We start from the raw sequence: 12,742 nt of genomic DNA on the forward strand, positions 1-12,742 counted from the left end.
TCCATTTTTGTTTTCTTCTCGTTCTCGCCCGCCTGGATACTGGCCAAGGACCTTGCGTTTTGACGAGCAGCATAATGGCATTTCTACCTAAGCCGCGGAAATAATTTAACCGCATTGTCCCGGTATATGGCACGCCGCTGCTCATCGGTAAGCAAATTTGTCTTATCCAATGCGTCTGCTAAATAAATGCAGCCAGCCGCCGGCGTATAGGGATAATCACTGCCATATAACAGGTGGTCATTATCTACCAGCTGCAGCAGAGCCGCCAATTGCCGTGGCAGGCAGACTCCGGCTACATCATAATACAAACTCCGTAAAGCGGCATATACGTCGATAACGGCTTCCCCTTTATTTAATACCTGAAGACCGACCTGCATCCGGTCTGCAAGGATTGGCAACAAGGCACCGGCATGAGGAACAATGATTTTAATATCAGGAAACCGCTTTAAGGTGCCTTTTAAGATCATGTTAATAATGGTGCGGGTTGTGTCAAAGAAAAATTCCACGAGCGGCATCGGCAAATCTTCGAGAATATTTTCCGGTACCGCGCCGGGAGTAGTAGGGTGAAGGGTCACTATAGCTTTGCGCTTATTTAGTTCTGCAAAAACGGGGTCCAAGCGCGGATCACCCAGGTAGACTCCCTGAGAGTTGGTTGGTAATGTAAATCCATCGGCGTGCAAAACATCTAAAGCATACTGAATTTCTTCCATACTGGCGTCTATATCAGGCAATGGCAAAGAAGCGAGCAAGCCAAACCGACCCGGATATTTCCGGACAAGTTCCGCGCCGTCTTCATTTACTTTTCGTGCCAGGACCTTAGCGGCATGATCATCACCAAAATGAATATGCGGCGAGGTAATTGACAGCATGGTAGTAACAATGCCCAACTGTTCGGCTATGTCCAAATGAGTCTTTATATCCCACTCCGGGGTTGGAAACCGGTCGCGGTTTTTCTTGGCGTTGATTAATAACGCTTCCTGATAAGCTTGCGGCACATAATGAACATGCACATCGATTTTAGGCAAACTGCTTCCCTTGTAGTTTTTAATTACGCTTTCCATAGTTTTTTTCATTCTCTTTCTCTCCTCGCTGTGCGCACGTTGTGCGCTTCATATATATTTCACAGAAATCATCGCTCCTGCGTTGCGATGTAAGACAATCGACTTACTTCATGCGAAAGCCTCTGGGGGACAACAGCATGTCGGTAAAGTCAGGATTAGACAGCGCCTGCTGTCGAGTGACCTGGCGAGTCAGGCCATATATGGTAAAGCCTGTGGGCTGAATCCGGGTCTGTGGCCAAGAACGCTGCCGGACCATTCCGGTATCAATGGGTATCTCCAATATAGGTGAGATTTGGGATAAGCAGGCTCATTGACGCACCTGCGGTAAGCAGGGAAACGACCAACCGGATACCTACGTATGGATACACTATATGGAGCTGTCAAACGTGACCTGCCTAAGTACTTTACGGTATATGGCAGAGAGCCCTAATAGTAGCTCAACGGCCTTCTGTAATGGATGGCACATGGTGAAGGGGGGCAGTATTCCAAGTTCCCATTTTGAAAGGAGTTGCTTTGAATGGAGCAAGCAAAACTCATGCAGAAATTGGAAGGTTATCGTCTGTTCTACGATCAGGATTGTACCTCATTGCCTATAACTCCGTTAAGTCTAACGACGGGGCGGAAACCTCCGGCTCTGATGGCACTTCCCTGCATGGTTTCTGCCAAGAGTGGATTGACGATCTGATCGCTTCTATGCGCACAGAATCCTACCAACCTCAACCAAATCGAACCATGATGATACCAAAAAGCAATGGTAAAATGCGCAAGCTTAGTTTTCCCAATGGCAAAGACAAGCTGGTTCAGGAAGCCATTCGTATTATCTTAGAATGCATTTATGAACCTACCTTTTCTACCCTCTCACATGGCTTCCGGCCAAAACGCTCTACACAAAGTGCTTTGGCTGATGTGGAGACTTGGAACGGTACCATCTGGCTAATTGAGGGCGATATTGCCGCTTGTTTTGATGAAATTGATCATCGCGTCTTGGAATCAATCCTTCGAGAACGTATTAACGATGAGCGCTTCTTACGTCTCATCAATAAAGTTCTCAAAGCCGGATATTTCGACATGCAACTTAACTATCACAAAGGCAAAATCGGAAATGCTCAGGGTTCCTGCTGTAGTCCTATTCTTTGTAACATCTATCTCGATAAACTGGACCGCTTTATGGAACATATTATCGAACGAGATACACTTGGTGACTACCGCAGACAAAATCCTCTATACGCCAAGGCTAGGTATCAGTACAAGAAAGCGGTCAGCCAGGGTAGCGATGCCAAGATTGTCAAATCGCTGCGAAACGAAATGAAGAAGCTCCCTGCTACGGACAGATATGACCCGCATTTCCGCAGGGTAAAATATGTCCGGTATGCCGATGATTTTCTAATTGGTCTCATTGCCCTTAAATCGTATGATGCTAACAAGTTTCAGCTCAATCAACTCAACCGACGATAATTCATTTGGAATATGGAGAGCCGTATGCGGTGAAAGTCGCTTGTACGGTTCGGGAAGGGGTGGGTTACTTTGTTAATCCACCTATTTCATTAGAAAATATATTACACAGCTTTTAACTGTGTTTGGTATTCCGTTCAATTCTTTTCAGCACTCCATATTTATCACTCTGTACTGGTATGACAAAAATGGTACATATATTACAGTGCCATAATATGCCTTTTTTTATCATCTGTCAATACAAATATTGCATCAGTCAAAGAGTCACCCCATAATCGCTTATTGATCGCCATGCTCGCCAAAAATTTCCCGAATAAAATTCGGGAAATTTTGCCTGCGATTTTTTACGATGTGTATTGACACTTGCTAGAAAGTGGTATATTCTTAATTTGAATTCCATAGTACCCATTTTGTCATTTCGGTACAAAATTGATGAGGTGATCTTATTTGCGTAATCGAATTCTCATGGCCGCGGCCGATGAAATGAAAACCCGTGGCGTAAAATTTACAATGAGCGACCTGGCACGGCGTCTCAGTCTCAGCAAAACTTCTTTATACGAGCACTTTGCCTCCAAAAATGAACTTGTGCATGACATTTTAGCTACAGCCATCCAAGACGTTCAAAACCAGGAACAAGAAATCTACAATAACTCCGGATTATCCGTTGTGGAAAAAATTCAGGCTCTGCTTAAACTCGCCCCAAAGGTGTTCGGCTCCATCAATAATCATAGTCTCTATGATGACCTTCGCCATTATTATCCAAATGAATGGCAGATGGTATCAGACTGTCGCGATGAACAGTTGAATCGCCTGACTTCTCTTGTCATCCAAAGTATTGAAACTCACTCACTTCGTCCTGTTAATGTATCTGTGCTTAAGCAAATCATAACGAGTGTGACGAAGGACCTGTTCAACTACCGCTTCCTTGAAGAAAGCAACATGACATATGCAGATTCACTATCAGCAATGGCTGATATTTTCGTATTCGGGCTGCTGCCACCTAATAAATGAGATACCGTATTTTTAAATCGCACCTTTGTGCGATTTAAAAATACCCTTTTGTACCACCTGTACTAAAAATGTAAATTCGGTACAAATAAATCTATGCATCTTTTTCGAAAATATCCCCAACAGTAACTTGTTTCAACATCAACCAATCTGATGATCAGGAGGAATAATGGAAATATACACTATCATTCACGGCATCCCTGTCATGGCGGACCCGGCATTGCCAAAAGAAGAAATCAACGAGCTTATTTCCGATCTCATCCAAACATGGGCATGGGAAGGCAGACAACTGGGAAAAGTCGAGCTGGTTAGTGATGGACAATTGATCCATGTCTGTTCTTATGAAAAACCATCAATCCAGTATGTCCCCTTAAAACGTAACCAAAGCGAGGTGTAACATCATGCAACAATGGAATTGGCTAACTAAAGTGTCAAAAAAGCAATTATATTACAGTTTAACTGCGATAGTAACGGCGTTGTGTATCATCGGCGGAATGGTATGGAATGCACATCGTCAAACCAAAGTAGTTGCTGAAGATATTACAGCAGTACAAACCACCGTAATTGGTGCTGCCGCCGCTGCGCAAGAATATACGTATTCCGGGGAAGTCCGCGGGCGCTATGAAAGTCAACTGGCTTTCCAGGTCAGCGGTAAAATTATAAAACGGAATGTAGAACTGGGCAGCGTAATAAACGCCAGCGATGTGCTGATGCAGATCGATCCCAAGGATATTCAGCAAACTGTAAACAGTACTTCGGCCCAGGTATCCTCGGCTGAGTCACAGCTCCGGCTGGCCGAAAACAATTTAAACCGTTTCCGGCAGCTCTATGAAGACGGTGCTGTCGGCCGCATGACTTACGAACAGAATGTCAGTGCCTATGAAGTGGCTGCCGCTGCGGTGCAGCAGGCTTCAGCCCAACATTCGCAGGGGGCCAACCAGCTTGATTACAGCCTGCTGCGCACCGACAAGCCGGGTGTCGTCTCCGCCATCAAGGCGGAAGTGGGTCAGGTGGTCAGTGCCGGACAGCCGGTGCTGACTATTGTGCAGGATGGCGAACGGGAAGTGGAAATCAGTGTTCCGGAAAATCGGATAGAAGAATTGCGCAAAGCCCAGCAACTCAAAGTGACATTTTGGGCGCTGTCCAATGTAATATTGGACGGCAAAGTACGGGAAATCGCGCCTATGGCCGATCCGGTAACCCGTACCTATAAAGTACGCATCAGCTTACTTAACCCGCCACCGGAAATGAAACTGGGCATGACCGCTGCCGTTACTCTTTTGGATAGCGAAACACAACCAACGGCAACGATTCCATTGGCAGCGATTTACCAAAACGGCGACACGCCGTGTGTTTGGGTCGTAACAGACAACACTGTTGCCTTACGTCCGATTAAAACCGGTAAATTCGGCAATGGAACCATTCAGGTTGTCGCCGGACTGCAGCAAGGAGACCGGATTGTAACGGCCGGAGTACATAAACTCACTGCAGGGCAGAACGTGAAATTGGGCGGTGACTCTTTATGAACCAATTCAATCTGACGGAGTGGGCGCTGAAACATAAGCAGTTTATTTGCTTTTTTGTCATCCTCTCTTTCATCGCCGGCATATTCGCCTATAAAAGTATGGGCCGTGCGGAAGATCCCGATTTCGTAATTAAGCAGATGGTCATCGCTGTTCCCTGGCCAGGCGCTACCGCCCGCCAAATGGAAGAGCAAGTCACCGATAAAGTCGAAAAAAAATTGCAGGATTTGCCGGGGCTCGACTATTTAAAAAGCTATTCCACACCGGGTCTTACCGTTATTTATGTTAATTTAAAAGACAATGTGCCCAAAAAGGAAATAAGAAACCGTTGGGTGGAAGCCAGAAATATGGTCAATGACGTAAAGAGTACCTTTCCGACCGGCGTCATAGATCCGATATTTAACGATCGCTTTGATGAAGTTTACGGTATTGTGTACGCGCTTACCGGCGACGGCTATTCCTACGAGCAAATGCGGGAAAAAGCGGAAAAAATCCGCCGTGTCTTTCTGGGTGTTTCCAACGTGAGGAAGGTCAAGCTGCTCGGCGTACAAACCGAAAAAATTTACGTTGAGATTGAAAACAGTAAATTGGCGCAGCTCGGAATTCCTCCGGAGACAATTCTATCCACCCTCCAAGCGCAAAACGCTATGGCGCCTTCAGGCATGCTTCAGACCGCCAGTGACAATGTGTATCTGCGGGTTACCGGCATGTTTGAGAACCTTGAAGATATTCAAAGCCTTCCCATAGGAATAAATGGCCGCAGCTTCCGGTTAGGGGATATTGCGAAAGTGACCCGCGGTTATTCCGACCCCGCCGATCCCCAGTTCTATTACAACGGCCAGCCGGCTATCGGCATTGCTGTGGCCATGGATACAGGCGGTAATATTCTGAACCTGGGAAAAGATATGGAAATAACCGTGGAGCACATCCAAAAAGAACTCCCGGCCGGCTTGGAACTTCATCAAACGGTTAATCAGCCCAAAGTTGTGGAAAACTCCATTGATGATTTTGTCGAAGCGCTGGCGGAAGCGATCGGTATTGTATTAATTGTAAGTTTTATCAGTTTAGGCTTCCGCTCCGGAATGATTGTGGCTCTTTGCATACCGCTGGTCATTGCGGCCGTGTTCACGGTCATGCAAATCAATGGAATCGATTTGCATCGAACCTCCCTGGGCGCCCTGATTATTGCTCTGGGTCTATTGGTTGATGATGCTATTATCACCATAGAAACCATGGTCGTAAAGCTGGAAGAAGGCTGGGATCGTTTAAGCGCCGCCAAATTTGCCTATGCTTCCACCGCCTATCCCCGGCTGACCGGTGAATTAGTTACCTGCGCCGGCTTTATTCCTGTAGGCTTTTCAAACGGAAATGCCTCGGAGTACTGTGTAACCATGTTCTACGTTATTGCTATGTCGCTCCTTATATCCTGGCTGGTAGCCGGTACCGCCACTCCGCTGTTTGGCTACCTATTCATTAAAGTCAAGCCTCATTCCGGCGAAGGCAGCCATGATGTTTATGACACGCCCTTTTACCATAAGTTTAGAGGACTTCTTTCCTGGTGTCTGAGCCACCGCGGCATCATGCTGGGAGGAACCCTCATCTCCTTTGCTTTAGGCGTGCTTTTACTTACGCATATTACCCAGCAGTTCTTTCCGTCGTCAGCCCGTCCGGAATTAATTGTGCAGCTTAGACTCCATGAAGGCGCTTCCCTCGAAAATACAGAACAAGCAGCCCGGGATTTTGCGCAAAGAATTAGTGATGATCCCGGAATTGATTACTATACTTACCATGTTGGCGAGGGGGCCCCGCGCTTTGTCCTGACAATCGAACCCGAACTGCCAAAAACCAATTTTGCCGAATTTGTCATTGTCGCCAAGGATGATAAAGTACGCGACCAACTGCGTGCCAAATACGCCAAAGTGCTAAATGACGATTTTCCCGCCGTACAATATCACACTAAAGTCATTAGCATCGGCCCGTCCGCTGATTATCCGGTCATGCTCCGTGTAAAGGGGTATGATGTCGACAAAGTTCGTGCAATCAGCGAACAGGTAAAAACGGCCATGGCTTCAAATCCCCACGTGCAAAATGTCAACATGAAGTGGAATGAGAAAAGCAAGATTGTACATCTGTCCATCGATCAGGATAAAGCCAGGAAACTGGGAGTTTCGTCCGCACCGTTGGCAACCACACTGCAGACCCAGCTTTCCGGCTTACCCATAGCGCAATTCCGGGAAGATGACAAAACCGTGGATATGGTCTTTCGCTTTGACCCGCAAAACCGCAACAATCCTCAATACCTGAAAGATATCAACATTCACACGGGTAATGGCCGCTATGTACCTTTGGATCAAATTGCCAAAATCAGCTATGACGCCGAAGAAGGCCTTATTTACCGCCGTGATTTAAAGCCAATGATCTTAGTTCAGGCAGAACTCAAATCTGACAATGTAACCGGCCAGGATGTGGCCACACAAATATACGATCAGCTTAAACCGTTGCGCGAAAGCCTGCCCTTCGGCTACAGCATAGAATATGACGGTTCTAATGAAGACAGTGCTAAGGCACTTAACTTTCTTTTGGAGCCGGTACCGGCCATGTTCGTTATTATTATGGTCATCTTGATGGCCCAGCTGCAAAGCATGCCGAAAATGATTCTTACTTTGCTGACGGCGCCGTTAGGCATTATCGGTGTATCTGTGGGCCTGTTCATTTCCGGAAAGCCTCTGGGTTTTGTGGTGCAGCTTGGCATTTTAGCCCTGTCAGGTATTATTATGCGTAACTCAGTCATTCTTATAGACCAGATTGACCAGCAGATCGCCGCCGGGGTTTCCCCGTGGAATGCCGTAATTGAGGCAACGGTCATCCGGTTGCGGCCTATTTTGTTGACAGCAGCGGCAGCAATTTTGGGGATGATTCCCCTTCTTTCCAGTGTTTTTTGGGGACCGCTGGCTGTAACCATTGCCGCCGGCTTATTAGGTGCCACCATACTTACTCTCCTGGTTTTACCGGTTATGTATGCCACCTGCTACAAAGTACAGCCTAACCATACGACACAGATTCCGATGGGATCTGGCAAACAAGGCAATGCTCCTTTAGCCTAATTCCTATCTCTATGATCAGATAGAGAACACGGCCCTTTCTGTGGTTCGGATAACTGGGAGATACGAAATTAAGCGGCCGCAACATGCCGCTGCGTATTTCCCTGTTTATCCGATGACTAACCCGCTCTAAGATTCCCTCTTCTCCAAGCGGGAGTAAGAGCGGCTAAATCCCTGGATAAGGGCGACTAACCTTCAGGTGGGGTTACCCTCCCATCTGAAGCTAAGTCTACTTATAAAAAATAGTAAAGAAAGAAGGAATGAATCATGCCGTTAAATCCAAAATTTGAAAATTTACTAAAAACCGATTTTGAAAGTTTATATTCTTTGGGGGTTGAAAAGTTCCGGGAGTATTACAGCAAAAGCTGGGATGACTTTAAAGAGATTCCTGATGAAGTGGGTTCTGTCGTAACGACATTAAGATTTATGATGAATCCGCCGGTGGCGACCTTGCTTACATCGAGAATTCAGGTGGAGAGTCTTCTCCATCTGAACCGATGGTAGCCTGTAGGCGGGAGTCCTAACTCGCTTACTAAGATAAACACTATACTAATAATCGGAAAAGTTAACTGGAGAGGTGATTCATCTTGAAGATAACTGCCTTTAATGGAAGTCCAAAGGCTGAAACTAGTAATACCCATGTAATGGTTGCTGCATTCTTAAAAGGTGCGGAATCAGCAGGAGCCCAAGTCGAGAACATATTCTTAGTTAACAAACATATAAACCACTGTAAAGGATGCCATTCTTGTCGTTTGTCCGCGGATGGAAAGTGCGTAATTAGCGATGATATGGAAGAGTTACTTAGCAAATATGTTGCTTCCGATATAGCCATACTCGCCACACCACTTTATTTTGAAACAGTCTCAAGTGTACTCAAGGTATTCATTGACCGCAATTATTGTCTTGGTATAAGTACTCCGCCCAAAATTATAGCGATCGCTAATGCCGGTTCTCCCCATCGTTCCAGCTTCCAAACACTTTCTCGGACCATGAATTTCTTTGCCAAGCACTCTGAGTTGATAGCAGAAATATATGCAGCTGAGGGTCCGGTTTTAACAGCCAAATCATCACGCCTTGATCTTATAAGAAAAGAATATAGAGAGCTGTTGTATAAAGCAGGTCAGGAAATTGCCGTAAATCTGAAACTATCCGTAGAAACGCAATGTGCGTTGGAAAAACCCATTATTCCCATTGATGAATACTTACAAGGATTTAAAGCTGCAACAGAAAAATTAAAGGCTCGATATTAACCGCACTCAAAAACAATGTTATAAACAAAAAAGCTCTGCGAAGCGGGTGTTTCGATGAATCAACTAAAAATGGCTGTAGTGTATATTCTCTGCGTGGCGGCTATCGGAGTCATCGGATTCGCCTCCATTGAACACTTGCCATGGCTCGATGCCATCTATTTGACCACCACAACGATAACCACCGTCGGCTATGGAGATGTAGTACCGGTAACCGCAGCCGGAAAAATCTTTACTATTCTTTTTATGATTTGTGGTGTTGGTACAGCAGGCTATATGCTCACACTGATCATGAGCATCGTCATTGAAGGACATATAAAAGATCGATTGGGGAGGCGCACGATACTGCAAAAAATAGCTAATTTGAATCATCATGTCGTTGTCTGCGGGGCCGGACGGGTCGGCCTGCAAGTAATAGCAGGCTTAAAAACCAGCGGGAAGCCATTTGTCGTAATAGAAATGGCTCCGGAAAAAGTCAATTCATTGTTGGCAAACGAGATCATGGCAATCTGCGGCAATGCCAAGCTAGATAAAGTACTGCAGATGGCTGGCGTTAAGAAGGCTGATATCCTGGTAGCCGCCTTATCAGATGACGCTGACAACGTATATGTTACGTTATCAGCCAAAAGCCAAAATCACAATATTACCGTTGCGGCACGCGCAGATGAAGAAGAGGCTCAATCTAAACTGAAGCAAGCCGGTGCAACAATGGTCATATCGCCTTCCATTTCGGGCGGAAGACAGATACTAGCCGCAATAACAATCCGCTTGCCCATAATTTTTTTCAAAATATGTTCTACAACCAGGAACTCTATATTGACATGACCGAAATACGCATTAGCGAAAAATCAAAACTTGTAGGGAAAAAACTTGGGGAGTTTTGGGCTAAGGAAACTCTTAATTTAACTATTGCCGCCATCAACCGAAACCATGCTTTTCTTCCTACTTCACTCGAAACAGAAACAATAGCCGCCAACGATATTCTCATTGTGATTGGCCCGCCTGCCTCAATTCAGAAACTGACCAGATTGATAGAAGGGGGGTAGATAAAGATGAACATGGAGTTGGTGCTATGAAAAGGAATACGGCGAACAAAATCCTGGATACCGCCACTTCCTTATTTGCCGAACTCGGATTTGAAAACGTCACTATAAATCTACTGGCGCAAACAGCCAATGTAAATAGCGCCGCTATTTCCTATTACTTTGGCAGCAAGGAGACTCTTTACCAGATGATTTTGGATAACCAATTTTCACCCGCACTACAGGCACTTCGGGAAGTGGAAGCAAGTTTCAATTTAACAGCAACTGAACATTTGCTTGACTACGTAGAGGTGATTGCTGCGGTCAGACGTAAGCAATCTTATCTAGCTTCACTTTGGCATTACGAAATTAACCGTCACGATGCCGTCCAAAAGAGCTTTGTCGTAAAAGTTGTAAAAGAATATATTGTTCAATTGTATCAATACATCTTTTCTGCCTTATGTCACGGAATCTCGCAAAAAGAATTTCTCTCCACCGTAGACCCTTACTGCACAGCCTCCGTACTACTGGAAATGATGCATGCTCCTTATATCCCTGCTTCGCTGCTAACGGAACAGACCTTATCAGTCCAGGATAAGCGCAAGGATTATACCGTACAAGCTACTTACCATTACTTGCAAGGAATTCGGCGTATCCCGCTTTAAGGGAAATTTATCATCATCAGGTGATCGATCATGAAACGTTTTTTTCTATTAATTTGCACGTTTAATTTGCACGTTGTTGCTGCTGCTTCGGCCACTCAGCAGTTATGCCGGCTTGCAGGAAGACTATGAAGAAGCTTATCAACTCTATATAACTGCCGGAGCCAGCGTTGCAGCATATCATGACCGGATTGGCGAAGTTGTCACACATTATCTTGAGCAAGATGGCTGGAGAATTGACCACTACGTGCAGGCCGAAGGATATAGCGGAGCCCGTTTTCTTGTTGCGCAGAAGGCCAATCCCGCAGGCGGCACAACTTACGTTGTTGCTATTGTCGGTACTGAAACCTCCCAAGATGTAAAATTAGATTTAAAAGTCGACAAAGTATACTTTGCCGGTACTAATTTAGCTGAATTTGCCGCTAATGCCGCGAAAAAGGGACTTCCTGACACTGTGCCAAAAGTTCACCGGGGATTTTATGAATTTGTACAGGCCGGGCCGGCTGCTACTCTGCGTAATAATCATGTCCCCGCATTATCGCTGCTTGACCAATTGAATCGTTAATTCGGGTGACCCGGTTACCGGCGTTTATGCTTAAAACAAGAAAAAAACACATATTACATAACTTTAACGCAGATAGTATATGATACGGCAACAGGCAGCATAATCGATACCGCTGTTTTTTCTAGCGGGACGTATAATCTAACTCCTCTTGAGGCTTTTATTCACGTTTTTAGAGACATAAATGTCTATTTTAAGACTCGCCTCACTAAAAAATAATTTATTAGCAAAAAAGTTCGATATCAAATAAAAAAGCAAACCTTTTCTACCATTTATATTGTCCTGGAGAAATACCAAATTTCTTTTTAAAGGCTTTCTGAAAATGGCTTTGGTCGGAAAACCCGGTTGCAAGCGCCGATTCAACAAGTGATTTACCGGAAGCTAACAGGTTGGTCGCTTTTTTAAGCGGACTTGTAATTGATAGGCATGTAGCGGTACGCCAACTTCTTTTGCAAATACACGGGATAAGTGAAACGCGCTGAGCGCCGCAACAGATGCTAAGCACAGGATATCCGGCGGCCAGAAAAAAATCGCCTCATGGCTCAATTCTTTCCGGTCGCACCGATCTACTCATGAGACACTCACTTAACAGACTGATTAGAAAATGCAGTTTCCGCCGCGTTGTTGTACAGTTGTAAAACTGCTATGAAAACGAAGAAAAGAGCTTTACGAAAACATCGTAAAACCCTTGAAATATCTATGGTGACCCCGGCGTGATTCGAACACGCGGCCTTTTGATTCGTAGTCAAACGCTCTATCCAGCTGAGCTACGGAGTCAATGAATAATAATAAAGATGTTCTTCGCTATCGCTCAGAACTAAGCGACTCACACAGATTCTCATTTCGCCTATCGGCTTGTGAGAACCTGGTTCGCTGCTTATGGCGACCCTGAACGGATTTGAACCGTCGATCTCCGCCGTGACAGGGCGGCATGTTAGACCGCTACACCACAGGGCCACATTATTCGATTCTCGACTTTAGATTTTCGATTTTTCGAATGTCGAACGTCTAGCGTCGAATATCGAGGATGGTGGGCGATGACAGGATCGAACTGCCGACATCCTGCTTGTAAGGCAGGCGCTCTCCCAGCTGAGCTAATCGCCC

The 12,742-nt window shown here is 45.5% G+C and carries 14 protein-coding genes and 3 tRNA genes; 11 read left to right on the forward strand and 6 right to left on the reverse strand.

The features are described from left to right. Nucleotides 1-83: 83 nt before the first annotated feature. Both BLR65_RS21775 and BLR65_RS30010 read right to left on the reverse strand, forming a co-directional pair. Entirely contained in the window at nucleotides 84-1,073 is a 990-nt protein-coding gene (locus tag BLR65_RS21775; RefSeq protein ID WP_093796281.1) for an amidohydrolase family protein, read from the reverse strand. A 91-nt stretch (nucleotides 1,074-1,164) separates the two neighbouring features. After that, nucleotides 1,165-1,341, reverse strand: coding sequence for a hypothetical protein (locus tag BLR65_RS30010; RefSeq protein ID WP_176772786.1), 177 nt, complete (start codon nucleotides 1,339-1,341; stop codon nucleotides 1,165-1,167). Between the two features lie 452 nt (nucleotides 1,342-1,793). Between BLR65_RS30010 and BLR65_RS21780 the strand changes: the two genes are divergently transcribed. The 11 genes from BLR65_RS21780 (at nucleotide 1,794) to BLR65_RS21830 (ending at nucleotide 11,641) form a co-directional block, all read left to right on the forward strand. Further along, nucleotides 1,794-2,516 (forward strand): reverse transcriptase/maturase family protein, encoded by a 723-nt coding sequence (locus tag BLR65_RS21780; RefSeq protein ID WP_245692975.1) that lies wholly within the window; start codon nucleotides 1,794-1,796, stop codon nucleotides 2,514-2,516. 444 nt (nucleotides 2,517-2,960) lie between these two features. Then, nucleotides 2,961-3,524, forward strand: coding sequence for a TetR/AcrR family transcriptional regulator (locus BLR65_RS21785; RefSeq protein WP_093796282.1), 564 nt, complete (start codon nucleotides 2,961-2,963; stop codon nucleotides 3,522-3,524). A gap of 166 nt (nucleotides 3,525-3,690) precedes the next feature. Further along, complete coding sequence (locus BLR65_RS21790; RefSeq protein ID WP_093796283.1) at nucleotides 3,691-3,918, forward strand: hypothetical protein; 228 nt, start codon at nucleotides 3,691-3,693, stop codon at nucleotides 3,916-3,918. 4 nt (nucleotides 3,919-3,922) lie between these two features. Then, nucleotides 3,923-5,047 (forward strand): efflux RND transporter periplasmic adaptor subunit, encoded by a 1,125-nt coding sequence (locus BLR65_RS21795; protein WP_093796284.1) that lies wholly within the window; start codon nucleotides 3,923-3,925, stop codon nucleotides 5,045-5,047. Then, nucleotides 5,044-8,148, forward strand: coding sequence for an efflux RND transporter permease subunit (locus tag BLR65_RS21800; protein ID WP_093796285.1), 3,105 nt, complete (start codon nucleotides 5,044-5,046; stop codon nucleotides 8,146-8,148). The genes BLR65_RS21795 and BLR65_RS21800 overlap by 4 nt, the downstream gene beginning before the upstream one ends. Nucleotides 8,149-8,412: 264 nt before the next feature. Then, nucleotides 8,413-8,649, forward strand: coding sequence for a hypothetical protein (locus BLR65_RS21805; protein WP_093796286.1), 237 nt, complete (start codon nucleotides 8,413-8,415; stop codon nucleotides 8,647-8,649). A gap of 83 nt (nucleotides 8,650-8,732) precedes the next feature. Next, nucleotides 8,733-9,395, forward strand: a complete 663-nt coding sequence (locus BLR65_RS21810) for a flavodoxin family protein (protein WP_169716932.1) — start codon at nucleotides 8,733-8,735, stop codon at nucleotides 9,393-9,395. A gap of 54 nt (nucleotides 9,396-9,449) precedes the next feature. Further along, the gene (locus tag BLR65_RS21815) at nucleotides 9,450-10,217 is read left to right on the forward strand and encodes a potassium channel family protein (RefSeq protein ID WP_093796288.1); all 768 of its coding nucleotides are present in this window, start codon (nucleotides 9,450-9,452) and stop codon (nucleotides 10,215-10,217) included. Further along, nucleotides 10,214-10,438 (forward strand): TrkA C-terminal domain-containing protein, encoded by a 225-nt coding sequence (locus tag BLR65_RS21820; RefSeq protein WP_169716933.1) that lies wholly within the window; start codon nucleotides 10,214-10,216, stop codon nucleotides 10,436-10,438. The genes BLR65_RS21815 and BLR65_RS21820 overlap by 4 nt, the downstream gene beginning before the upstream one ends. A 26-nt stretch (nucleotides 10,439-10,464) precedes the next feature. Further along, entirely contained in the window at nucleotides 10,465-11,079 is a 615-nt protein-coding gene (locus tag BLR65_RS21825) for a TetR/AcrR family transcriptional regulator (RefSeq protein ID WP_093796290.1), read from the forward strand. Between the two features lie 76 nt (nucleotides 11,080-11,155). Beyond that, the gene (locus tag BLR65_RS21830; RefSeq protein ID WP_245692976.1) at nucleotides 11,156-11,641 is read left to right on the forward strand and encodes a hypothetical protein; all 486 of its coding nucleotides are present in this window, start codon (nucleotides 11,156-11,158) and stop codon (nucleotides 11,639-11,641) included. Between the two features lie 262 nt (nucleotides 11,642-11,903). On the opposite strand, the gene BLR65_RS31865 is transcribed toward BLR65_RS21830, so the two are convergent. From BLR65_RS31865 to BLR65_RS21850, 4 genes are all read right to left on the reverse strand, one after another. Further along, nucleotides 11,904-12,143 carry a helix-turn-helix domain-containing protein gene (locus BLR65_RS31865; RefSeq protein WP_169716934.1) on the reverse strand — a complete coding sequence of 80 codons (240 nt, stop codon included), beginning with the start codon at nucleotides 12,141-12,143 and terminating at the stop codon, nucleotides 11,904-11,906. 195 nt (nucleotides 12,144-12,338) lie between these two features. Beyond that, nucleotides 12,339-12,415 (reverse strand) — tRNA-Arg (locus tag BLR65_RS21840). A 103-nt stretch (nucleotides 12,416-12,518) separates the two neighbouring features. Next, nucleotides 12,519-12,595, reverse strand: a tRNA-Asp gene (locus BLR65_RS21845). Nucleotides 12,596-12,666: 71 nt separating this feature from the next. Beyond that, a tRNA-Val gene (locus tag BLR65_RS21850) sits at nucleotides 12,667-12,742 on the reverse strand.

The organism is Sporomusa acidovorans (assembly GCF_900101845.1).
GTDB classification, from domain to species: Bacteria; Bacillota; Negativicutes; order Sporomusales; family Sporomusaceae; genus Sporomusa; species Sporomusa acidovorans.

Excerpts from the sequence above, each read along its gene's own strand:
- BLR65_RS21775 (WP_093796281.1), bottom strand. The coding sequence starts at position 1,073 with ATGAAAAAAACTATGGAAAGCGTAATTAAAAACTACAAGGGAAGCAGT.
- BLR65_RS21780 (WP_245692975.1), top strand. The coding sequence starts at position 1,794 with ATGATGATACCAAAAAGCAATGGTAAAATGCGCAAGCTTAGTTTTCCC.
- BLR65_RS21790 (WP_093796283.1), top strand. The coding sequence starts at position 3,691 with ATGGAAATATACACTATCATTCACGGCATCCCTGTCATGGCGGACCCG.
- BLR65_RS21795 (WP_093796284.1), top strand. The coding sequence starts at position 3,923 with ATGCAACAATGGAATTGGCTAACTAAAGTGTCAAAAAAGCAATTATAT.
- BLR65_RS21800 (WP_093796285.1), top strand. The coding sequence starts at position 5,044 with ATGAACCAATTCAATCTGACGGAGTGGGCGCTGAAACATAAGCAGTTT.
- BLR65_RS21805 (WP_093796286.1), top strand. The coding sequence starts at position 8,413 with ATGCCGTTAAATCCAAAATTTGAAAATTTACTAAAAACCGATTTTGAA.
- BLR65_RS21815 (WP_093796288.1), top strand. The coding sequence starts at position 9,450 with ATGAATCAACTAAAAATGGCTGTAGTGTATATTCTCTGCGTGGCGGCT.
- BLR65_RS21820 (WP_169716933.1), top strand. The coding sequence starts at position 10,214 with ATGACCGAAATACGCATTAGCGAAAAATCAAAACTTGTAGGGAAAAAA.
- BLR65_RS21825 (WP_093796290.1), top strand. The coding sequence starts at position 10,465 with ATGAAAAGGAATACGGCGAACAAAATCCTGGATACCGCCACTTCCTTA.